Below are 22,028 nucleotides of genomic sequence, written 5' to 3' on the forward strand. Positions count from 1 at the left end.
CATATCGATTTGCCCGTTTTGAGGTACTTATTCCCTTAGGGGCGCGGGCTGGAGACGGAGATGCGCGAGGGGTCGACGCGTAAGCGGCGGATAAGTGCGAGGGGGTGTGCGGCGGAATTCCGGATGTCCGCGATGAGGGCTTTCATGGGGGTGGGTGCCGGGTGATCCCTCATGTGGACAGCGGGAGTTGGGGCCCCGGTTTTCCCCTGAGATCCCTCGGTTGTCCACAGGGGGAGAGGGTTCTCCGACCCTTATCCACAGGCTGTGTGTGAGATCTGTGGAAGTCGGAGTCGATCATTCCGCTGTCGAAATGCTCGGCTATGGATTCTCGGTCCAAACCCCGTTCACGCACTCTTTCGTGTGGGATTGCCTCGCTCTAAAGGATTGATCGCATGAATTGTGCTGACGGAGGGCGTGGTAGGGCGCTGTGGAACGATGTGGTGTCAGTAGACCGATTTGTCGACTCCGCACGGCTTTCATGTCGACTTACCCACAGGTCGAGAACCGTGCCTGTGGATAACTTTGTGGATAACCCACAGGCCATGGAAAGCCGCAGGTCGTGCCGGGACCGCGGGCGGCTCAGCCCCGCCCGTCGAGGCAGCGCGCCAGCCAGTCCGACGCCTCGGTGAACGCCGAGTCCGTCATCTGCCGCCGCACACTCGGCGTCGTCTCGTCCGCCCGCGGATACGAGCCGAGGAACCGCACCTCGCGGCAGACCCGCTTGAGTCCCATCAGCACCTCGCTCACCCGGCGGTCGGTGATGTGCCCCTCGCAGTCCACCGAGAAGCAGTAGCGGCCGATGCCCTCCCCGGTCGGCCGGGACTCGATCCGCATCATGCTGACGCCGCGCACCGCGTACTCCTGCAGCAGCTCCAGCAGCGCACCGGGGTGGTCCTCGGCCAGCCACAGCACGACCGAGGTCTTGTCCGCGCCGGTGGGCGCCGCGGGCCGGGCCGGGCGGCCCACCAGGACGAAGCGGGTGGCCGCGTTCTGCGCGTCGTGGATGTCGGTGACCAGGGGCTCCAGGCCGTACGTCGCCGCCGCGAACTCGCCCGCGAACGCGCCGTCGTAGCGGCCCTCCTGCACCAGCCGTGCGCCGTCGGCGTTCGAGGCCGCCGACTCCCACACCGCTTCCGGGAGTTGCGCCGCCAGCCACTTGCGCACCTGCGGCTGGGCGACCGGGTGGCCGGTGACCGTCTTGACGTCGCCGAGCGCCGTGCCCGGGCGTACGAGCAGGGCGAAGGCGATCGGCAGCAGCACCTCGCGGTAGATCATCAGCGGCTCGCCGGAGGCCAGTTCGTCGAGGGTGGTGGTCACCCCGCCCTCGACGGAGTTCTCGATCGGCACCAGGGCGGCCGCGGCCTCACCGGCGCGCACCGCGTCCAGGGCGGCCGGCACCGACACCATCGGCACCAGCTCGCGGGTCGCCGCCTCGGGAAGGCTGCGCAGCGCGGCCTCGGTGAACGTGCCCGCGGGGCCGAGATAGGTATAGCGGCTGGCCGACATCCTTGAGCACTCCCTCGCGCAACTGCGGGGGCACCCCGCCGATCTTCTCCCTGCCCTGCCACGATACCGAGCCGTTCCGGCCGCCGGGCGGGGCTTCCAGCCGCTGGACGGCCCCAGGGGGACGGCTCCAGGGGGATGGCCCCCTGGGCCGTGGCCGCCCGCGGGATCACCCCTGCCGCCGCGGGATCACCCCTCCAGCAGCGGCCGGCCCACGTAGTCGCCCGCCTCCGCGGCCGGCGGCACCGCGAACAGCCCGCTCGCCTCGTGCCGCAGGAACGGCGACAGCGCGTCCCCGCGGTCCAGCTTCCGCTGGATCTGGGTGAAGGCGCGCAGCGGATCGGCCTGCCAGCAGATGAACAGCAGCCCGGCGTCCGGGGCGCCGTCCTCGCGGTAGCCGTCGTGGAAGGAGAACGGGCGGCGCAGCATCGCCGCTCCCTGGTTGGACTCCGGCGCCGCGATCCGGGCATGCGCGTTGGCCGGGATGATCGGCAGCCCGTCCGGGCCGGTGGCGTCCAGCCGCATCGCGGTGGTCTCCGAGCCGCCGGTCAGCGGCGCCCCGTTGTCCTTGCGGCGCCCGATGACCTTCTCCTGCTCGCGCCGGGAACGCTTCTCCCAGTCGTCCAGCAGCATCCGGATCCGGCGGAAGACGGCGTACGAGCCGCCGCGCATCCACTGCTGCTCGGCGTCCCGCCCCACGAAGATCCGCTGGTCGAAGTCCTCGTCGGACGGCTTGGGGTTGTTGGTGCCGTCGATCTGGCCCATCAGGTTGCGGGCGGTCATCGGGTGCGCGGTGGCACCCGGTGTGCGGTTGAACCCGTTCATCTGCCAGCGCAGCCGGGCGCTGCCGGCCGCGTCCTTCTGCAGCGCCCGCAGCGCGTGGAAGGCGACCAGCGCGTCGTCGGCGCCTATCTGGATCCACAGATCGCCGTTGCTGCGCCCGGGGTCCAGCGCGTCCGCGGAGAAGTCGGGCAGCGGGTCGAGCTGTACGGGGCGCCGCTTCGTCAGGCCCGTACGGCCGAAGAAGCTGTGGCCGAAGCCGAAGGTGACGGTCAGCGAGGACGGGCCGGCGTCCAGGGCGACCCCGGTGTCGGCGTCCGGGGTGCGTCCGGCCATCAGCTCCTCGGCCGTCCGCGACCAGCGGCGCAGCAGCGCCGCCGCGGCCTTGCGGTCCGCGCCGGGTGCCAGGTCGAAGGCGGCGAGATGCCCGTTGGCCTGCAGCGGCGTGGTGATCCCCGCCTGGTGCCGGGCACGCGCCGCCCGGAACGGCACCTCGGTCGACCCGATGGTGGCAAGGGCCTTGGGCGCGTCCTGCTGGGAGGCGGAGGCACCGATGGCGCCGCCGGCCCCGCCGACGACCAGCCCGGCCGCGCCGGCCGCACCGACGGTGCCCAGCAGCCGGCGGCGGGAGAGCTCTGTCGAGGCCTGCGGGTCGCCGGAGGTCTTCGAGCCGCCGGAGGTCTTCGACTCGTCGGAGGCCTTCGCGCCGGTGGTCCGGGGTGCGCCGGCTTGTTCGGTTCGCTTGCTCATCAGCCGATCTTCACGTTCTTGGTCTCGGTCACCTGGTCGATGTCGGAGGTCCGTACGAGCAGCGAGAGCTGCCACTGCCCGGGGACCGGCAGCTGGACGCCGCTCGCGCGCCAGTGGCCCTTGCCGACGTGCCGGGGGACGAAGGGCAGCGGCCCGATCTTCTGGGACTTCTGGGTGAAGGAGACCTTCACCTCGGGAACGTCCATGGCCTTGCCCGACGCGTCGGAGAGCCGCAGTCGCAGCTCGTTGGCGTTGCCGCTGCGCCCGGGGTCGAGGTCGAGGCGGGCGGTGCCCTTGCCGCCCGTACCGCCGGTGTCGAACGGAATGGTCAGCACCTGCGGCTGGTTGGCCGCGGTGGACTGCCCGCCGGAAGCGGCCTTGACCGCCTCTTCCGTACGGGCCGGCTCGGTGGCGGTCAGCACCGTCGTGACCACCAGCAGGACGACCGCGACCGTCGCCTCGGCCAGGACCGACCGGCGCAGTCCCAACCGCTCGGGGTCCGCGTCGCGCAGCCGCTTGGTCCGGGCGGTGCGCAGGGCGGCCTGCTGACGGGCCAGTTGAGCGGCGCGGGCGGCGTCCGGAGCGGATCCGGCGGCCGGGTCCTCGTCGGGCTCCGCCTCCGGGCCGTGATCGGGGACGAGGGCGGGAACGGGCTCGCGGTCGGGTGCCTGGCGGACCTCGCCCAGGCGCCCCGTCCACCGCCGCGACACCGCGGCGATCCCGACGAGGACCACCACCAGGCCCACCTTGAGCAGCAGCAGCCGCCCGTAGGCGGTGTCGGTGAGCGCGTGCCAGGTGCCCACCTGCCGCCAGGACTGGTAGACGCCGGTGGCCACCAGTACCACCACGGAGCCGAACGCGATCCGCGAGAAGCGGCGTACGGCGGTCCGCTCGACCGGCGGGCCCCAGTACAGGGACACCACCAGCGCCGCCAGCCCGCCGAGCCAGGCGGCGACGGCGAGCAGATGCAGCACGTCGACCGGCATCGCGACGGCGGGCTGCAGCCCGGTCGAGGCGTGTTCGGCCATCGCCCAGGTCGTGGCGAGCCCGATCGCCACGATCACCCCGCCGATGCCCAGCCCGAAGGTGAGGTCCTTGCGCCGCCTGGCCTCCTCGGCGTGGTCCGCGGCCTGCCCGCCACCGTCGCCGGCCTCGTCGCCGGCCTCTGCGGTGGTCCCGTCCCCGTCGGTCCCGTCCCTCTCGGCCCCGTCCCCCTCGGCCGCCTCCTCCTGCGCCCGCTCCGGTTCCTGCAGCCGCGCGTACGCCCCGAAGAGCACCGCGACGAACAGCGCCGCGGCCGCGAGCAGCAGCAGCCGGGAGACCAGTGCCGCGCCAGGCTTGGTGATCAGCACCTGCTGGAGGCCACCGAGGTCGAAGACGTCGGAGAGATCACCGGACCCGGTGTACGGGGTGCGCAGCAGCAGCATCGCGAGCGTGGTGGCGGTCAGCGCCACCCAGCCCTGGACGACCAGCCGCTGCACCGACCGTACGAGCGCGGCGGCCGGCCGGCAGGCCACCACGAAGGCGGCGCCGCCGACCAGCAGCACGAACCCGGCGTAGGCCAGATAGCGGGCGATGCCGTAGAGCGCGCCGACCAGCCCGCCGCCGACCTCCTGTTGGGGGAGCGCGGCGGCGGACTTGGAGGGAGCGCCGACGGAGAAGGTGAAGGCCCCGGAGACGGGGTGGCTGTCGGCGGAGACCGCCTGCCAGGCGACGGTGTACGTACCGTCGCGGAGCCCCGGCGGCAGCCCCGTGCCGTATTTGACGACGCTGCCGCTGCACAGGTTGCGCAGCTTGCCGCGGTCCACCCGTTTGCCCTGCGGGTCCAGGACCCGGATGGAGTCGTCGCCCATCGCGACGCCTTCGGAGAAGGTGAGCGTCACCTGCTCGGGTGCGCGGTCGACCACCGAACCCTGCGCCGGCGTGCTGCCGGTCAGCGCGGCGTGCGCGGACGCCGGGGCGGCGGCGCCGAACAGCGCGCCGGCCAGCGCCACCGCGACGATCAGCAGCCGCAGCGCGGCGGACCGTCGTGGCGGTAGCCCGGTGGTGACCATAGTGATCGCTCCCCTCAACTGCCGTGTGAGTGCTGTTGCCGTGACCTGCTGTGCCGCCCGTTACTTCTTCGGCTGGTAGTCGGCGGCCTTGACCTGGAGGTCCACGTTGACGGGCTCGGCGTGCGCGAACTGCAGCTGGACACGGATGACGTCGCCCTTGGTCGGCTTGTACTTGAGGCCCATGAGCATCAGGTGGTTGCCGCCGCGTTCGAGCCTGAGCTCGCCGCCCGCCGGTATGGGCAGGGACTTGACCTGCTCCATCTTGTTGCCGGCGGTCTTGTGGATCGTGACGTCCTTGGCCTGGTCGGTGGTGACCGCGGTGAGCTTGTCGGCCGCGCCGCCGTTCTTGATCGTGAGGAACCCGCCGGCCATGTCCTGGGTGACCGGCTGCGGCATGTAGGCGCCCTCGGCGGTCATCTGCGGGTCGGGCTGCCCGGTGTCGCAGCCCGCGAGGGCGAGAGAGGCGGTCAGGGCGAGGGCGGCGGCGAGGGTGGTACGGCGGTTCACGGGTTCTGTCCCTTGATGATCTTCGGAAGTGCGGTCGTGTAGTTGTCGGAGGTCGCCTCCTGCATGCCCATCCAATGGACCTTGTCGTCCTTGGGAGAGCTCAGCAGGACCTGCGCGCCATGGGTGGAGACGACATCGCCGTTCTTCTTCTTGACCGGCTTCTCGATCCCGATGTTCACGCTGCGCGCGCCCGCCTGGATGGTGTCGAACGCGCCGGTCAGCCCGACGAAGTCCTTGTTGATGCCGGCGAGCCACTTCTTGAGGGCGGCCGGGGTGTCGCGCTCCGGGTCGGAGGTGACGAACACGACCCGCAGGTCCTTCTGCTCGGCCTTGGGCAGCTGCTTCACGGCGACGGCGATGTTGGCCATCGTCAGCGGGCAGACGTCCGGGCAGTTGGTGTAGCCGAAGTAGATCAGCGTCGGGTGGCCCTTGGTCCGCTCCAGCAGGTCGTACTTCCTGCCGTCGGTGCCGGTCAGGACCAGGTCGGGCTTCTCCAGCGGGGTGTCGAGGGTGACGATCGGCTTGGCGGTCGTGCCACCGGAGACGACGGCGGCGGGCTTGCTCTCGTCGCCGCCGCAGGCGGTCAGGCTGAGGGCCGCGGCCGCCGCGAGGGCGGACGCGAGCAGGGTCCTTCTACGCATTGCAGATAAATCCCATACGTTCTTCCGAGGGGGGCCGGGCCGGCGCGGGTCGGGCGCCGGCCCCGCGGTGGTCAGGCGCTGCGGCGACGGCCGGCGAACACGCCGAAGCCGACTCCGGCGACGCCGACCACGATGCCGATGACGCCCAGGACGCGCGCCGTGGTGTCGCTGGCGGACGTCTGCGCGGCGGCCGTCGTCATCTCGGCGTCGCTCTTGGCGCCGGCGTGCTTCGCGCCGGAGGCGCCGTGGCCGTCGTCCTCGGCCGCGGTGAGCTTCAGCACCGGCGCCGGGTTCTCCGGCTCCGCCGCGCCCTCCTTCGTCGGCTCGATCCAGCGCACGACCTCCTTGTCGTCGTACGTCTGGAGGGCCTTGAAGACGAGCTCGTCGGCGTCCTCGGGCAGCTGCCCGACGGAGACCGGGAACTGCTGGAACTGGCCGGGCTCGACGCCCTTGTCCTCGGCGGTCCAAGTGATCTTCGAGGGCGCCTCGTTGATCTTCTCGCCGTGCATCTCGATCGGCTTGGCGAGCTTGGACTTGGTGACCGAGACCTTCCAGCCGGGCACCGGCTGCGGCATGGCGGACGCCAGCGGGTGGTCGGTCGGCAGCGTCACCTCCAGCTTCACCGTCGAGGCGTCGTCCCGCTCGTTGGGCACCTTGAAGTTGACGACCGCATAGCCGCCCTTGGGCGCCTCGCCGGGCTGCACGCTGACGTGCGCGAAGGCCGGGCCGGCGAGCAGCAGCACGCTGCCGGCCGCGACACCGCCCACGAGCGACAGGCGGGAAAACTTGGACATACGAGACTTATTCGACATCAAAACGCTCCACAGGAAGAGGAAAGGCACGGGTGACGGTGGTCGGCGGCGCGCGCACGGCGACGGCGACGGCGCGCGAGCCCGTACCCTCCCCCAGGCCGTGCGGGCATGGGAGGGAGCCCCACGTGGGAGCGTGCTGCGCGACGTCAGGCCGCGAGGGCCAGGGCGGCCGGGGAGGGGGGTCCTCGCCTGACGACACTGTGGTGGAGCGCGGGGTCCTTCGGGCCGGGTTTGTCATCCCCGTACGAAACGGAGGCGCGCAGCGCATCGTCGTGCGCCGCACCGAGGACCGCGAGCAGGGCACGGACCAGCGCGAGCGCTCCGCGCAGCGCACCGACCAGCGCGGTTACGGTGATCTCGTACGCCGCCGGAGCCGACAGCCGGACCAGTCGCCACAGCGCCGCCTCGCCCCGCCGCAGCAGCCAGCCGAGGGCGAGCGCGGCGAGCAGATGCCCCAACAGCATGGGCACGGACGGCACCACGCAGTGCGCCATGGACAGGTCGCCGGCGGCCGCGCCACCGGCCGCTCCGTGTCCGGCCGGTGCGGTGGCGGAGGCGGCGTCGAGCCCGGCCGTGCCGAGCATCCGCCGCGCCTGGTCGCCGTCCACCCGGCCCGCACCGAGCCCGCAGGTCAGGTGCCGGGCGAGCGCGATCGCCGCCGAATCGGACAGTGCGCCGCCGAAGCCGCTGCCGACCCGGCCGCTCGTCGTCGTCCCCGCCATGTCCGCCATGCCGGTCATGCCGGCCATGGCCGCCGTACGGGACGCCGGAAGGACGGGGGCCTGCCCCCAGGTGAACAGCGAGTGCAGTACGAGCTGGCCCACCGCGAGCCCCGCCGCGATGCCCGGCAGCGTGCGTTCCCGCCCGGCCAGCGGGGCCGCCACCGCGAACACCATGACGGCCGCGACACCCAGCGTCCACAGCGGGACGGTCGCGCACGACGCGATCATGTGCCCGGCCGCGGACAGCGCGACGCAGACCACGGTGAAGACCGCAGCCCTCAGCAGCCGCAGGTCGGCGGCTGCGCGCGCGCTCGGGGCAGATGGGGCAGACATGGCCGCGCCATCATCCCACTGCCCTCGCCCGCCGACTACGGCAGGGCGGTGGCGAGGGGCGCCTCCCCGGGCGTCAAGGGTGGCAGGCGGGGCGCGCGAGGGCGTGTACGCGGCGCTTCACCTACACCGATGCGCTCAGTCTTCGCATCCGCCGAATGAGCGGTATCACGTCCCGGACATGCTTACGGACCTTGTGGCACGGCAATAGGTAACGATATGTCGAGCCGCGGCCAGGAGGCTGGAGCGATGAGCATCTGGTGGTCACTCCACTTGCGGCGTGAGGCGGCAAGCGTGCCGCTCGCCCGTCGCCTGTTGCTGGGCACGATGGAGACCGCGGGCGTCGACCCGGACATCTGTTACGACCTGTCGGTGGCCCTCTCCGAGGCCTGCGCCAACGCCGTCGAACACGGCGGGGACGCCGCCACCGAGGACTACCGCGTCACGGCCTTCATCGACGGCGACACCTGTCGGATCGAAGTCGCCGACTCGGGTCCCGGCTTCCACGGCAGCTCCGTACCCCCGGCCCCTCCCCATACCGCCGCGGACCGCGCCTCCACACCGGCCCCCGTGCCCACCCCCGCGCAGGCTCCCGTGTTTGCCGAGGAAGGCCGGGGGCTCTTTCTGATCGAGGCCCTCACCGACCACGTCCGCTACCGCAACCGCACGGGCCGCCCCGGCGCGATCGTCAGCTTCGACAAGATCCTCAAGTGGCGGGACGGCGCGGCGCTGCCGATGGCGTCGTGACCGGTCGCGCCCGTGGAATGGGGCGCTGACGTACGCAAACCCTCCGTTCCGGGCTGGTCTCGACCGTTTCTCCCTGCTTGCTCTGGGTAGATCTCTGGGGAGAACTTGCGAGCCGTCGAGGCGACTCGACGAGGCGGGGGGCCTGCGCATGAGCAGTACGTCCAAGGTGAAGCGGATCGCTCTCAAGCCGCCCGCTCCCGGGCCGTTACCCGAGCGTGAGCGCGACGGCGATGAGCAGCCCGATCCGCTCGACTCGTTACTGGAGAAGGTCCGCCAAGGCGAGACGGTCGCCGCGCCCGGAGGGAAGCAGGACAGCGGTGAACGGGACCTCCACGACGAGGAGTGGCGCGCCCACGACAGCAGCGGCCCGTACGGCCAACGGCGTCGCCGCCGGAACTGATCGGCCTCCGCCCCGGCACTGACGGGGCCTGCCCGAACCTCCTGGACGGGGCCTGCCGAGGGGCTTGTCATTCGCCTCGCCCCGTGCTGCCCTGGAGTCAAGTGGCCTAGACCTAGGGGGAGTTGTGGCGACGTTCAGAAACGCGTGCGGTGAGTGCCGCTACATCACACCCTGGCTCAAGGAATCCGAGGCCGAACGGCGGATCGTCGAGCACTACGCCCGCCACCATCCGGACGTCGTACCGGGCGGCGCCCAGCAGATCAACGGAGGCGGCGGAGGAGGCGGCTGCGGCGGCTGCGGCGCCATCGCACTCGGCCTGCTCGTCCTGCTCGTCATCATCAGCCTGGCCGGCCAGAAGTAGCGCGGGCGCGCCGCCACGGCGGACGTCCCCAGACGGACAAGGCCCAGGTCCGGGGACCTGGGCCTTGGGCTTTCGGTGTTGGGCGGGTGGCGCGTTCGCCCCCGCTCGGGGAGGAACCGCCGGGCTACCGCTCGGTCGTGGTGATGGCTGCGGCGGGGCAGAAGCCGACGGCCTGGCGGGCCGCGGTGGTGTGGGCGGCGGACGGGGCGGTGGTGCGGAGCAGTACCCGGCCGTCCTCGTCGTCCTGGTCGAAGACCTCGGGGGCGGTCAGTACGCACATTCCGGCGCCGACGCAGCGGTCGCGGTCGATGCTGACGGTGAGAGCCATCGGGTTACTCCTTGTCCCAGGTGACCGGGAGCCGGCGCACCCCGTAGATGTTCGAGAAGGTGCGCAGCGGCACCTCGTCGGCCGGGACGGCCAGGCGCAGCGTGGGGAAGCGGGTGACGAGCGCCGGGAGGGCGACGCGCATCTCGACGCGGGCCAGTTGCTGGCCCAGGCACTGGTGGATGCCGTGTCCGAAGCCCAGGTGGCCGGTGGCCTTGCGGTGCAGGTCGAGGCTGTCGGGGTCGGGGAAGCGCCGCGGGTCGCGGTTGGCGGCCTCCATGGACATGGTGACCGTCTCGCCGGCCTTGATCAGCTGACCGTCCAGCTCGACGTCCTCCAGAGCCGACTTGATGGAGGTGTGGGCGATGGTCAGGTAGCGCATCAGCTCCTCGACGGCCTGTTCGGCGAGGTCCGGATCGTCGCGCAGGGCGGCGAACTGGTCCGGGTTGCTCAGCAGGGCGAAGGTGCCGTGCGCGATCATGTTGGCGGTGGTGTCGAGGCCGGCGCCGAGCAGGAAGCTGCCCAGGCCGGTGAGTTCCTCGTCGGTGAGATCGCTGGTGGTCAGGTCGCTGAGCAGGTCGTCGGTGGGCTCGGCACGCTTGGCCAGCACCAGCGCGTGCAGATACTCCGTCATCCCCGTCATGGCGGCGTACCGCTCCTCGTCGGTGGCCCTGAGGTCGGTGATCGTGTGCGTCTGCCGCTGGAAGGTCTCCCGCTCGGACGAGGGCACGCCGAGCAGTTCACAGATCATCAGGGCCGGGATGGGCTGGGCGAACGCCCGCACCAGGTCCACCGGGCCGCCTTCGCGTTCCATGGCGTCCAGGTGCTGCGCGGTGATCTCCTCCACGCGGTCGGTCAGGGCGCGCATCCGCCGGACCGTGAACTTGCCGGCCAGCAGCTTGCGGTAGCGGGTGTGCTCGGGGGCGTCCATGCCGGTCATGTCGCCGACCGGCGCCGGGGGCAGGCCGCCTTCGGGGCCGCCGGGAAGCGGGTAGTGCATGAGCTCGTACCGTGCGCTGAAACGGGGGTCGGCGAAGATCGCGCGGACCGTGGAGTAGCCGGTGGCCAGCCAGCCCACGTGGCCGTCGGGGTAGGTCATCCGGCGCAGCGGCTGCTCCTCGCGCAGCCGCGCCAGTTCGGCGGGCGGGTCGAAGGGGCAGCCCGTGGGGCGGTTGGTCGGCAGCTCGGAGAGCGGTGCCGGGTCCCCGGCGGTCGTCTCGGGCGCGTTCGTCGACGGTTCGTGGTGCATGGTGTCCTCCGGATACGGGGTCAGACGCGGTGGGCTAAGGCGTGGTGCTGGGCGCGGTGCGCGATGGTGCGAAGTGGCTTGTGGGGCGGGGGAGTCACCGCTTGGCGTCCCGGTCGAAGGCCGAGCGCGCCCACAGGTAGCCGACCAGGGTGAGGCCGACGCACCAGGCGAGGGCGACGATCCCGCTGTTGCCGATCTCGGTGCCCATGAGCAGGCCGCGCAGGGTCTCGATGACGGGGGTGAAGGGCTGGTACTCGGCGAACCAGCGCAGCCCGGTGGGCATCGACTCCGGCGGGACGATGGCGCTGCCGAGGAACGGCAGGAACGTCAGCGGCATGGGCATGTTGCTGGCGGTCTCGACGGTCTTGGCGATCAGGCCCATGGCGGCGGACAGCCAGGTGAGCGCCAGGATGAGCAGGACCATGACGCCGAGGAAGGCGAGCCATTCCACGGCGGTGGCGTTGGGGCGAAAGCCCATGAGCAGCGCGACGCCGACCACGAGCGCGACGCTGAACAGCGTCTGGATGACGCTGCCGACGACATGACCGGTCAGGAACGAGGCGCGGGAGATCGACATCGTGCGGAAGCGGTTGACGATGCCCTCGGTCATGTCGGAGCAGACGCTGATGGCGGTGGACAGGGCGCCGGAGGTCGCGGCCATCAGGATGATGCCGGGCGCGACGTAGTCGATGTACTCACCGCCGCCGGTGGGCATCCCGCCGATCCCGCTCCCCAGGGCGCCGCCGAAGACGTAGTTGAACAGCAGCAGCATCACCAGGGGCATCGCGACGACCGAGACCGTCATGGACGGGTACCGCAGCGCGTGCTTGAGGTTGCGCCGCAGCATGGTCATCGAGTCGCTGACGGCGTAGGACAGGGAGCTCATCGGACGCTCTCCTTCTGGGAGTCGGCCCCGGCGCCCGACTGGGCCTGGCCGGTGAGGGTGAGGAAGACATCGTCGAGATCGGGCGTGTGCACCGTGAGGGACTCGGCCTGGACCGACGCGTTGTCCAGGACGTCGAGGACGGCACGCAGCGTGGGGATGTCGCCGTCGCTGGGGATCTGGAGGGTGAGCTCCTCGCTGTCGCGCGCGGCGGAGGCGAAGAGGGCCGCGGCCGTGTCGAGACCGTGCGCGTCGCCGAAGCGCAGCTGGATGTGACCGCCGGGGATCAGGCGCTTCAGCTCGTCCGCGGTGCCCTCGGCGACCAGCTTGCCGTGGTCGAGTACGGCGATGCGGTCGGCGAGTTGGTCGGCCTCCTCCAGGTACTGCGTGGTCAGGAAGATCGTGACGCCGTGGTCGGCGACCAGGCCGCGGATGATCTCCCACATGGTGCGGCGGCTGCGCGGGTCCAGGCCGGTGGTCGGCTCGTCGAGGAAGATGATGCGCGGATCGCCGACCAGGGTCATCGCGAGGTCGAGCTTGCGCCGCATACCGCCCGAGAACGTGGCGACCGGCTTCTTGGCCGCCTCGGTCAGCTCGAAGCGGTGCAGCAGCTCCGCGGCGCGCCGTCGGCCCTCGCGGCGGGGCAGGTGCTGCAGGTCCGCCATCAGCATCAGGTTCTCGTGGGCGGTCAGCAGGTTGTCCACCGCCGCGAACTGGCCGGTGACGCCGATCGCGGCGCGTACGGCGTCGACGTCGCCGCCCAGGTCGTGCCCGGCGATCCGTGCCTGGCCGGCGTCGGCGGAGATGAGGGTGGAGAGGATCTGGACGGTGGTGGTCTTGCCGGCGCCGTTGGGACCGAGCAGCGCGAAGATCGTGCCCTCGGGGATGCGCAGGTCGATGCCGTCGAGCACCACTTTGTCGCCGAAGGACTTGGACAGCCCGGTGGCGGTGATCGCCGGTGCGGCGGTGGCCCGGGCCGGGGCGGGTGGGGGAGCGGCAGACGACGGGGTCTTCATGGACATGACAGGGCATCCTCCGTGCTGTGTGTGGTGTGGCGATTCGGCGGGGCGCGGCGGCCCATGGTGCGTTCCCGCTGGTCAGGCGGGGTGGATACGGACGTGAGCCGGGCGAGGTGCTGGGGTGCCGAGCGGTGGCGAGCTAGGACGTGAGGTCCATGGCTCCACTATGGCATCACCGTGGTGCTATGACAAGTCCTTGTGGTGTCACGTTGGCGTGCGTGGCGCCATGGCGGCGCCATTGGGGTGCGGTGAGGTGTGGTGAGCGGTGGTGAGCGGTGGTGAGGGGCGTACGAAGCCCGTTCATGCGCTTCTGCGCCCCGAAGTCGGCGTCGTGGCGTCGGTGTCATGGTCCGGGGGTGTGCCGCTGCGTCAACTCCCGTTGAACGGCGGCGCGAACAGGTGGCGCTGCTGTCGCGGGAGGCCCTCGTCCTGGACGGCGGGCGGATCGTCGACTCCGGGCGCCATGGGGGCTTGCTGTCCGGGGCTACCGTTGAGAGTGTCAAACCGGGGCGAACATCGGCAGTCTGACGACTGGCCGGAAATCGTCCCGGGGCAGCGCGGTCTCGCGGTGGGAGGACCTCCCCCGCGGCGTCCCCTGTCCCTGCGAGACCAGCGCACACCAGGGCTAACGCGAAGCCAATCGCGTTAGTCTTTCTCGGACAATACTTGGCGTGAACCCACACTGCAATACGGAGCCGTCGTGACGACAGCGCACCATGTCCCGGGCGCGGCCCGGCCCGGCGGGCGGACGGCCCGCACCCGGCAGGCCGTACTGGCCGCCGTCTTACAGGAGTTGGACGACGGCGGCTTCGCCGGACTCACCATGGAGAAGGTCGCGCAGCGCTCGGGAATCCACGTGGCGACGCTCTACCGGCGCTGGCGCTGCGCCGAGGGGCTGGTCTGCGAGCTGCTGACCGACCTGAGCGCCGATGTGCCGCTGCCGGACACCGGCACGCTGCCGGAGGATCTGCGGGTGCTGGCCCGCTCGATAAGCGCCTTCTACGGGGAGGCGCGGATGAGTCGGCTGATCGAGGCGGTGGTCTCCGCCGCCGCCCGCGACCCGCAGGCGGCCAAGGCGCTGCGGTCCTTCTTCGACGAACGGCTGGTGCTGGCCGGCCAGATGGTGCGGCGGGCCGTCGAACGCGGTGAGCTGCCCCAGGAGACGGATCCGGAGGAGGTGCTGGCCGCCCTCGGCGCGCCCTTCTACTACCGGATCCTGATCGCCCGTCGCCCCGTCGACGCCGCGCTCGCCGAGTCCGCCGCCACCGCCGTATGGGCGGCCGCCCGCGCGGGCGCGTACGCGCGGCGGGCCGACGCGCCGTCATACGGACCGTCTCCCGGCGACGACTGACGCCACCGGGAGACGGAACGGGGTGCTGCCGCGGCCTACTTCGCGAGCAGGCCCGCCATCCACGCCTCGACCTCGTCCGACCGTCGCGGCAGCCCGGCCGAGAGGTTGCGGTTGCCGTCCTCGGTCACGAGGATGTCGTCCTCGATCCGGACACCGATGCCGCGGTACTCCTCGGGCACCGTCAGATCGTCCGCCTGGAAGTACAGACCGGGCTCGACGGTCAGCACCATGCCGGGCTCCAGGGTGCCGTCGACATACGCCTCGGTACGGGCCGCGGCGCAGTCGTGGACGTCCAGGCCGAGCATGTGGCCGGTGCCGTGCAGGGTCCAGCGGCGCTGCAGCCCCAGCTCCAGCACCCGCTCGACCGGGCCCTCGACCAGGCCCCACTCGACCAGCCTCTCGGCGAGCACCCGCTGTGCCGCGTCGTGGAAGTCGCGGAAGGCCGCGCCCGGCTTGACCGCCGCGATGCCCGCCTCCTGGGCCTCGTACACCGCGTCGTAGATCTTGCGCTGGAGGTCGGTGTAGCGGCCGTTGATCGGCAGGGTGCGGGTGACGTCGGCGGTGTAGAGGGTGGTGGTCTCCACGCCGGCGTCCAGCAGGAGCAGGTCGCCGGAGCGGACCTGACCGTTGTTGCGGACCCAGTGCAGGGTGGTGGCGTGCGGGCCCGCGGCGCAGATCGAGCCGTAGCCGACGTCGTTGCCCTCGACGCGGGCGCGCAGGAAGAACGTGCCCTCGATGTAGCGCTCGCTGGTCGCCTCGGCCTTGTCCAGGACCCGTACGACGTCCTCGAAGCCGCGCACCGTGGAGTCCACGGCCTTCTGCAGCTCGCGGATCTCGAACTCGTCCTTGACCGCCCGGGCCTCGGAGAGGTGGACCCGCAGCTCCTCGTCGCGCTCGGCGGTGACCTTGTCGGTCAGCGCGGCCTCGATGCCGGCGTCGTGACCGCGCACGACGCGGACCGGGCCGGTGGCCTCCTTGAGTGCCTCGGCCAGCTCGCGCACGTCCTTGCAGGGGACGCCGAGCAGCGCCTCGGACTCGGTCAGGCTGTGGCGCCGGCCGACCCACAGCTCGCCCATGCCGTTGAGCCAGAACTCGCCGTTCTCGCGGTTGGAGCGGGGCAGCCGGTAGATCGTCGCGTCGTGGCCGTCGCCGCCCTTGCGGGGCTCCAGCACCAGGACGCTGTCGTCGGTCTGGTCGCCGGTGAGGTAGACGTACTCCGTCGCGGCGCGGAAGTCGTACTCGGTGTCGTTGGAGCGGATCTTCAGATTGCCCGCCGGGACCACCAGGCGCTCGCCGGGGAAACGCGCGGACAGCGCGGCGCGGCGGCGGGCGGCGTTCGGGGCCTGCTCGATCGGCTGCAGATCGCGCAGCTCGGTGTCGGCCCAGCCGCCCTTCATGTTCTCCGCGAGCTCGTCCGAGAGACTCGGGTAAAGGCCGTTCTTGCGCTGCTTGATCGGCTGCTCGTCCTCGTCCGGGGTCTCCGGCGTGAGCTCGTCGGTCACTATGCCTCCTTTTAAGACTGAACCGCATTCCATCGTATGTGCGGATGGAAGGCCGTCCAGGGGTAAGAAGGTGTGACTTATCGGGCATTTCGACTATAGGGCGCGCAGTCTCGGAGGCGCTCGGCCGCGCTACTCCTCGAAGTACGCGACCAGCAGCGCCACGTCCTCCTCCGACGACTCGTCCTCCAGGCCCCTCGGCAGCATCGCCCGCACGATGTGATCGGCCACCGCCTCCGGATCATGGCGGCTCGCCCGGGGGACGCCCGCGGCGGCCGCGTGCAGCCGGGCGAAGGCGCGGTCCATGGGCTCACCGGTGCGGTGCAGCAGCCCGTCGCTGTAGAGCAGCAGGGTCTCCCCGCCGGCCGGTTCGATCTCCACGCTCGGCGCCTCCCAGCAGCCCAGCATGCCCAGCGGCGCGGACAGCGAGGTCTCCACGTACTCGGTCCGCAGATCGCCGAGGATCAGCGGCGGGCAGTGGCCGGCCCCGGCGAGCACCACCTTGCGGGCGAAGGGATCGGTGATACCGCCGGGCATCGGGGGTGCGGGCGGCCCGCCCGGTGTGCCGGGCGGCGGCTCGGTGAAGGCGAACAGCGCGGTGGCGCTGCGCGCCGGCTCGGTCAGCCGCATCAGCAGTTCGAGGTCGGAGAGGACCGCGACCGGGTCCTCGCCCTCCATGACCGCGTACGCGCGCAGCGACGCCCGCAGCCGTCCCATGGCGGCCACCGCGCTCGGCCCGGAGCCGGTCACCGAACCGATGGCCAGGCCCAGCGCGCCGTCGGGCAGCGGCAGCGCGTCGTACCAGTCGCCGCCGCCACGCGGCCCGCTGCTGTGCCGCGCCGCGAGGCGTACGCCGGGGATCCGCGGCAGCCGGCGCGGCAGCAGCTCCTCGCGGAGGGTGCGGTTGGCCTGCCGGGTGCGGTGGAGTTCGAGGAGGCGGGCGAGGTGCTCGGCGGCGTGCGCGCGGTAGAGGCCGACGAGGTGGCGCTGGCGTTCGGTGGGCTCGGCCGGTTCGTCGTAGAGCCAGACCGCCGCGCCGGTGCGGCCGATGGGGTCGGCGGTGAGCGGGACGGCGTAGCTGGCGGCGTATCCGAGGCGGGCGGCGACCTCGCGCAGACGCGGGTCGAGGTCCTTCTCGCCGGGGATGTCGGGCTCGGCGATCTCGGAGGCGTCCTCGCCGTCGGCGCCCGGCTCGGGGAGGCCGTCCAGTATCCGCGCGTACGACAGGGCGCGGCGCGGGATGGTCTCGATGTGGCCGATCTCGGCGTGGCCCAGGCCGAGGCCGACGGTGGTCTCGGGGCCGAGTCCGTCGGCCGGTGCGAGCACGACCATGCCGCGGCGGGCGCCGACCAGCGAGGCGCCGGCCCGCAGCAGCTCATGGAGCGCGTCCTTGAGCGTGCGGGTGCGCGCGAGCTGTTCGAGCAGGTCGTGCAGGGTGCTCAGGTCGGAGATCCAGCCGGCCAGCCGGTCCTGGATCGCGGCGAGTTGATCGATGGCGGAGGCTTCGGGGGAGGTGCCGGACGGGAGGGCGGCGGCGCCTTGCGGGGTGGCCGGAAGGGTGCCGGAGGGGGCGCGGGCGGCGGGGTCCGCGAGCGGCTGCGCCACGCGCGGGTCCGTAGTGTGCGTGGGAGCGGGAAGAGCTGGTTCGATTCCAGCCACTTTCGGTACGTGTGGCGCGGTCATGGCTGGCGGCCATCGTCGCGACAGTCATTACCCCAGGTCAGGCGGGAGTTTGGCGGGGAGTGTGGCATTTCGTTGAGTGATGCTGTGCGGTACATTTGGCCGCGCAAATTCGTCAATAGCATCGCAAACCCCCATGTCATGTTGCTCCGCTATCAATGCCTCCACATGTACACGCACCAGCGATGTGATGTCCAGCACTGTTCCCCTGGGGTTTGTGGTGTCAGCGAGGTCTGTAGATTGGCCTGAAAACAGCCCCATGAGCGTCAATTTGAGGTCGACTGACGGCGATCAGCAGCGCGTCATCACCACAGTGGCGGGTACGTAATCGGAAAGGTGCGGGGCCAGTTGGGGCCGCACCGGAACTCTCCGGCGGGCACCGGCGTCTCATAAGGCGACCACCGCGACGCACTCCCAAGTGGCGGGACTGCACTACGGAAGCGCAAGCGCCATGCGCGCGCCACCCCCCGCCACGTTTCCCGCTCGGCGTACGGCGTGATGCGCTGCCCTGTACACGCGGTGACCGAGATCCACGTGGCGTGATCGATGCGCGATCGACCCCGGAGCGCTTGGCCGGGCCGCAACAGACGCCACACAACGGCATGAAGCGGCGCGGCGCGAAGCGCAGGTGGACCGGTGAGCAGTGCCCAGAAGTGCCCTGTAGTGCGATGGACGAAGCCCTCGGCGTTAACGGAAAGGAACGAGCGCTCATGCGCGAGATCCTCGGAAGGCGACGCAAGCTCCTGTTCCGGCGCGGCCGAAGGTCGGCGTTGCTAGGTGCGGCGCTGCACTGCGCCACCGAGTGGCAGTGGCCCGTACTTCCCGGTGTGGGACTCAGGTCCGGCGGCCGCCAGCCGGCGGGCGCCCGGCTCGGCCTCGCCGAGCGGCCCGCCCGTCAGTGCCACTGCCTCGACCCCGACTGTGTGGTCCCCGGCGCGCACCCCTTCGACCCCGGGCTGCTGGCGGCCACCACCGATCCCCGGATGGTGCGGTGGTGGTGGACCAACCGCCCCGACGCCCCGGTCGTGCTGGCCACCGGCGGCCGCGCGCCCTGCGCGGTGAGCCTGCCCGCCGTCGCCGGCGCCCGCGCCCTGGCGGTCCTGGACCACTTCGGCGTACGCCTCGGCCCCGTGGTGGCCACCCCGAGCCGCTGGTCGCTGCTCGTATCGCCCTACGGCCTCCCGGAGTTGGGTGAGCTGCTGTACTCCCAGGACTGGGTGCCCAGCTCGCTGCGCTTCCACGGGGAGGGCGGCTATGTGGTGCTCCCGCCGTCCCAGACCGGCGCCGGCCGGGTGCGCTGGGAGCGGCCGCCGGCAGCCACCTCTGCGGCGCCCTGGCTGCCGAAGGTGGACACCATCGTCGACGCCCTGGTCATGGCGAGCACCGCCACTCCGGACGGCGGCAGCCGGCTCGCGTACTGAGCCGCCGGGCGACCCGCGCCCGGTTCACCCGTACGGGTGTGACCGCCCCGGATCACTACGGGAAACGGGTGTCCGGGCGGTCGGGGGGCCCCTTCCCGGCCGATAGGTTCGGCCCACCGTCAAGCCGCCGTCGGCGGCAACTCAATCGCAGGTGGGCCCATGCAGCGTGCGCAGAAACTCCGCATGATCGGCCTCGGCGGGGCGGCGGTGCTCGCCATCGCCGTTCCGCTGGGCGCCGCGATCGCCGGTCCGGCGGACTCGTCGATGCCGGACAAGCCGGCGTCGGGCGCCGAGTCCGGGGCGAAAGCCAAGGCCGAAAACAGCCGTATGGAGGAAAGGGGCGCCAGGGGGGAAGTGGGGGCCAAGTCGGGCAAGAAGCCCGCTGACGCACATCACTCGATCGGCCCCCTCGACGGCCTCGACCTCCCGCTGCTCTCCGGGCGCACCACCCGCTGCGGCCCCGAACTCGCCTCCGCCCAGGGCATCGAGGTGCAGACCTGTGTGCTCGCCGAGCGCGGCCGGACCTGGGCGCGCACGTACTACCGCAACATCACGGGCAGCCCGCTGCGCGCCGTGCTGACCCTGATGCGGCCGGACGGCGGGACCGTCCAGGTGGACTGCGACCTGCCGGCGGCCGACGCACCGGGCCTGTGCGAGACGCCGGCCGGGGGGACCGTGCGCCGGGGCCGGGAGGCGTACGGCGCGGTGGCGGAGATCGCCGACGCGGCGGGGGAGCGGCTGCTGCTGCGCTCCGGCAGCAACTCGGCTGCGGGCGGCGGGGGTTCGGACCGGCGGGGGCACGCGGGCCGCTGACGGCCGGCCGGGCCGATCGGAATGCCTGGTTCCGGACATGGAAGCGCCCGGTCGCTGGCGACGGGGGATGCACCAGCGACCGGGCTTTTAGAACCGTAACAAGAGATCGGCGGTTAGCAAATTCGATCGTGGATTTCCGGACGCCTATTTACCGGCAGGTACGGGGAGTTGTGACCGGTGTCACGAGGGTGTCCCGAGGGGCGTACGGTTCCCACGACCGGGCCTCCCCCACGCGCTGCGCAGGGGGGACCCGGACCCCCACTGTCAGCTCAGGGTGATCTGACGGTTGGTGAGACCGCCGCGCGCCCGGCGCTCGTCGGGCGTCAGCGGGGCGTCGGTCGCCAGGGCCTTGGCCAGCCGCTCGGCGAACTCCTCGGCCGGCTTGGCGACCTCCTCGGCGCCCATCGACCGGGGCAGGTCCCAGACCGGCACCACGAGGCCGTGCGCGCGGAACGAGCCCACCAGCCGGGTGCCCTCGCCGAGCGAGGAGGTGCCCGCGGCGTGCAGCCGGGCCAGCGCGTCCAGCAGCTGCTCCTCGGGGTGGGAGGTGACCCAGCGCAGATGGTTCTTCTCCGGGGCCTCGCACCAGTAGGCGCCCTCCAGGCCGGGGATCCGGGCGGTGGGGATGGCGGCCGCGTTGGCCCGCTCCAGGGAGGCGGCGACCTCTCCCGTGGCGTTCTCGGCGTTCTCCACCCAGAACTCGAACCCGGTGTGGACGGTCGGCTCAAAATCCGCGTCCAGGTCGAGCAGATCCTGCAGCCGCGGTCCGTCGGGGGAGGGCCGCCCGGCAGCGACCGGATTGCCCGGTTCCGTCGCCAGTGCGCGCTGCAGGGTGTCCGCGAGGCCGCGGCTGAGGTCACCGGACGCGGTGTCGTTCTGCAGGCCGAGCATCACCGCGCCGTTCTCGCGGCGCAGCGCGGGCCAGGCCATCGGCAGTACGGTCGCGAGCGTCACGGAGGGCACGCCCTCGGGCAGGCCGCCCTTGAGCGTCAACTCCGCGGTGGCGGCGGGGACCAGCTCCCGCAGCGCCACCCAGTCGCACTCGCCGGGCAGGCCCTCGAAGGGGCGCTGCACCAGCTCGGTGGCGGCGTGCGCGGCGCGTCGCCCGTGACACGCCTTGTACCGGCGGCCGGAGCCGCAGGGGCAGGGCTCACGAGCGCCGACGACCGGGTAGTTCTCATCAGCGGCTCCGCCGGGCGCCCCGTCCTTGGTGCGGGCGTGTGCTGCGGCCTGGGGCTGAGGGCGGCGCTTCTTGGCCATGGCGACGGCTTCTCCTGGTCGATCCTGGGCGTACGGACGCTTTTCGGCGCGAGCCTAGAGGATCGCGTACGAGGTCGCGCTCGGCTGTGGACGACGCCGTGTCCCGCCCTGGTGTCCCTGGCGTGTCCTGCCCCGTGTCGGGAGATCGTGCCGCATCCGCCGGAGAGCCCCGCGCCCGGCGCGCGGCCGCTACGTCAGGTCGTCGAGGTCCGCGAAGGCCGGCCCCAGCGGCATCACCGGCCGCCCGCCGGCGGTGACCGACGACGGCATGTCGGGCGTCAGCTCCACGCGCGTAGCGAACGCGCCTTGAAGAGAGAGCACAGCCCAGACCGTCACTTCACCGGCCGTGGTGTCGCGTACGCCCCAGTCCTTGGCGAGCGACCGGATGATCGCCAGTCCGCGACCGCCGTGCGCGGTGACCGACGGAGTGGCCGGAAGTGGTCGGGTCGGGCCGCCGCCGTCCGTGACCGCGACGGTCAGCCGGCCCTGTGCGTCGATACGCCATGACGCGCGTACGGATGCCAACGGGGCGCCCGACGAACCGTCCTTGGGTGCCGACTGCGACGTGTCACCCGCCACGGCTCTTGCGGAGCCCGGTGATCCGCTTTCGTATATCGGACGCGCATGGCGACACGAATTGCTCAGCAGCTCCGAAAGGATGAGTACCGCGTCATCGACGACATTGTCCTGAACTCCGCTTGCCGACAGCTCTTCTCGCATGCGTCGCCTGGCCATGCCCACACCCGCTGGGCCATGGGGTACGGCCATGATCGACGACGTCGGCACCTCTTGTGCCATCACCAACGCCACCCCCGAGACCTCCTTTGCCCCACGCCACGGGATGAATGCCCCAATGGACTGGACCGGAAACCGGCCAAGCGGCACGCAGTGACGCACTAGACACGATCGAATACGAGTCGA

21 protein-coding genes are annotated in these 22,028 nt (G+C 71.7%); 6 read left to right on the plus strand and 15 right to left on the minus strand.

Going from position 1 to position 22,028, the window contains the following annotated elements; all coding sequences use genetic code 11:
* Positions 1-579: 579 nt before the first annotated feature.
* The 7 genes from pheA to ACFWZH_RS02000 form a co-directional block, all read right to left on the minus strand.
* On the minus strand, positions 580-1,506 hold the full coding sequence (gene pheA, locus ACFWZH_RS01970; RefSeq protein ID WP_384424318.1) for a prephenate dehydratase: 927 nt from the start codon (positions 1,504-1,506) through the stop codon (positions 580-582).
* 186 nt (positions 1,507-1,692) lie between these two features.
* Positions 1,693-3,033, minus strand: coding sequence for an iron uptake transporter deferrochelatase/peroxidase subunit (gene efeB, locus ACFWZH_RS01975; protein WP_384424319.1), 1,341 nt, complete (start codon positions 3,031-3,033; stop codon positions 1,693-1,695).
* Positions 3,033-5,087 (minus strand): copper resistance protein CopC, encoded by a 2,055-nt coding sequence (locus ACFWZH_RS01980; RefSeq protein ID WP_384424320.1) that lies wholly within the window; start codon positions 5,085-5,087, stop codon positions 3,033-3,035. Before ACFWZH_RS01980 ends, efeB begins: the two co-directional genes overlap by 1 nt.
* Positions 5,088-5,147: 60 nt before the next feature.
* The gene (locus tag ACFWZH_RS01985) at positions 5,148-5,594 is read right to left on the minus strand and encodes a copper chaperone PCu(A)C (RefSeq protein WP_384424321.1); all 447 of its coding nucleotides are present in this window, start codon (positions 5,592-5,594) and stop codon (positions 5,148-5,150) included.
* Positions 5,591-6,235 (minus strand): SCO family protein, encoded by a 645-nt coding sequence (locus ACFWZH_RS01990; RefSeq protein ID WP_384424322.1) that lies wholly within the window; start codon positions 6,233-6,235, stop codon positions 5,591-5,593. The genes ACFWZH_RS01985 and ACFWZH_RS01990 overlap by 4 nt, the downstream gene beginning before the upstream one ends.
* 71 nt (positions 6,236-6,306) lie before the next feature.
* Positions 6,307-7,029: a YcnI family protein gene (locus ACFWZH_RS01995; protein WP_384424323.1), complete on the minus strand. Its 723-nt coding sequence runs from the start codon at positions 7,027-7,029 to the stop codon at positions 6,307-6,309.
* A gap of 164 nt (positions 7,030-7,193) precedes the next feature.
* On the minus strand, positions 7,194-8,102 hold the full coding sequence (locus tag ACFWZH_RS02000; protein ID WP_384424324.1) for a hypothetical protein: 909 nt from the start codon (positions 8,100-8,102) through the stop codon (positions 7,194-7,196).
* A 246-nt stretch (positions 8,103-8,348) separates the two neighbouring features.
* Between ACFWZH_RS02000 and ACFWZH_RS02005 the strand changes: the two genes are divergently transcribed.
* The 3 genes from ACFWZH_RS02005 to ACFWZH_RS02015 all read left to right on the plus strand — a co-directional run bounded on the left by ACFWZH_RS02005 (position 8,349) and on the right by ACFWZH_RS02015 (position 9,607).
* Entirely contained in the window at positions 8,349-8,846 is a 498-nt protein-coding gene (locus ACFWZH_RS02005; protein WP_384424325.1) for an ATP-binding protein, read from the plus strand.
* 148 nt (positions 8,847-8,994) lie between these two features.
* Complete coding sequence (locus ACFWZH_RS02010; RefSeq protein ID WP_384424326.1) at positions 8,995-9,246, plus strand: hypothetical protein; 252 nt, start codon at positions 8,995-8,997, stop codon at positions 9,244-9,246.
* A 124-nt stretch (positions 9,247-9,370) separates the two neighbouring features.
* Positions 9,371-9,607: a hypothetical protein gene (locus ACFWZH_RS02015; RefSeq protein WP_384424327.1), complete on the plus strand. Its 237-nt coding sequence runs from the start codon at positions 9,371-9,373 to the stop codon at positions 9,605-9,607.
* 124 nt (positions 9,608-9,731) lie between these two features.
* On the opposite strand, the gene ACFWZH_RS02020 is transcribed toward ACFWZH_RS02015, so the two are convergent.
* The 4 genes from ACFWZH_RS02020 to ACFWZH_RS02035 form a co-directional block, all read right to left on the minus strand.
* Positions 9,732-9,935, minus strand: a complete 204-nt coding sequence (locus ACFWZH_RS02020) for a ferredoxin (RefSeq protein WP_384424328.1) — start codon at positions 9,933-9,935, stop codon at positions 9,732-9,734.
* 4 nt (positions 9,936-9,939) lie between these two features.
* Positions 9,940-11,181, minus strand: coding sequence for a cytochrome P450 (locus tag ACFWZH_RS02025; protein WP_384424329.1), 1,242 nt, complete (start codon positions 11,179-11,181; stop codon positions 9,940-9,942).
* A gap of 94 nt (positions 11,182-11,275) precedes the next feature.
* The gene (locus ACFWZH_RS02030; RefSeq protein ID WP_384424330.1) at positions 11,276-12,067 is read right to left on the minus strand and encodes an ABC transporter permease; all 792 of its coding nucleotides are present in this window, start codon (positions 12,065-12,067) and stop codon (positions 11,276-11,278) included.
* A complete protein-coding gene (locus ACFWZH_RS02035; protein WP_384424631.1) occupies positions 12,064-13,080 on the minus strand; it encodes an ATP-binding cassette domain-containing protein in 1,017 nt (338 codons plus the stop codon). Before ACFWZH_RS02035 ends, ACFWZH_RS02030 begins: the two co-directional genes overlap by 4 nt.
* A gap of 703 nt (positions 13,081-13,783) precedes the next feature.
* Here ACFWZH_RS02035 and ACFWZH_RS02040 point away from each other — a divergent pair.
* Positions 13,784-14,434 (plus strand): TetR/AcrR family transcriptional regulator C-terminal ligand-binding domain-containing protein, encoded by a 651-nt coding sequence (locus ACFWZH_RS02040; RefSeq protein ID WP_384424331.1) that lies wholly within the window; start codon positions 13,784-13,786, stop codon positions 14,432-14,434.
* Between the two features lie 35 nt (positions 14,435-14,469).
* Here the strand turns inward: ACFWZH_RS02040 and ACFWZH_RS02045 are convergent, their stop codons facing one another.
* Entirely contained in the window at positions 14,470-15,936 is a 1,467-nt protein-coding gene (locus ACFWZH_RS02045; RefSeq protein ID WP_384424333.1) for an aminopeptidase P family protein, read from the minus strand.
* 129 nt (positions 15,937-16,065) lie between these two features.
* Positions 16,066-17,616, minus strand: coding sequence for a PP2C family protein-serine/threonine phosphatase (locus tag ACFWZH_RS02050; protein WP_384424335.1), 1,551 nt, complete (start codon positions 17,614-17,616; stop codon positions 16,066-16,068).
* Positions 17,617-18,323: 707 nt separating this feature from the next.
* On the opposite strand from ACFWZH_RS02050, the gene ACFWZH_RS02055 reads away from it, so the two are divergent.
* Together ACFWZH_RS02055 and ACFWZH_RS02060 are read left to right on the plus strand one after the other, a co-directional pair.
* The gene (locus ACFWZH_RS02055) at positions 18,324-19,034 is read left to right on the plus strand and encodes a bifunctional DNA primase/polymerase (RefSeq protein ID WP_384424337.1); all 711 of its coding nucleotides are present in this window, start codon (positions 18,324-18,326) and stop codon (positions 19,032-19,034) included.
* Positions 19,035-19,193: 159 nt separating this feature from the next.
* A complete protein-coding gene (locus tag ACFWZH_RS02060) occupies positions 19,194-19,847 on the plus strand; it encodes a hypothetical protein (protein WP_384424339.1) in 654 nt (217 codons plus the stop codon).
* A gap of 264 nt (positions 19,848-20,111) precedes the next feature.
* Here ACFWZH_RS02060 and ACFWZH_RS02065 read toward each other — a convergent pair whose 3' ends face one another.
* Positions 20,112-21,107 (minus strand): DUF5926 family protein, encoded by a 996-nt coding sequence (locus ACFWZH_RS02065; RefSeq protein ID WP_384424341.1) that lies wholly within the window; start codon positions 21,105-21,107, stop codon positions 20,112-20,114.
* Between the two features lie 189 nt (positions 21,108-21,296).
* Entirely contained in the window at positions 21,297-22,004 is a 708-nt protein-coding gene (locus tag ACFWZH_RS02070) for an ATP-binding protein (RefSeq protein WP_384424343.1), read from the minus strand.
* Between the last annotated feature and the right edge of the window lie 24 nt (positions 22,005-22,028).

This window comes from Streptomyces sp. NPDC059008, assembly GCF_042749045.1.
Classification (GTDB): Bacteria; Actinomycetota; Actinomycetes; order Streptomycetales; family Streptomycetaceae; genus Streptomyces.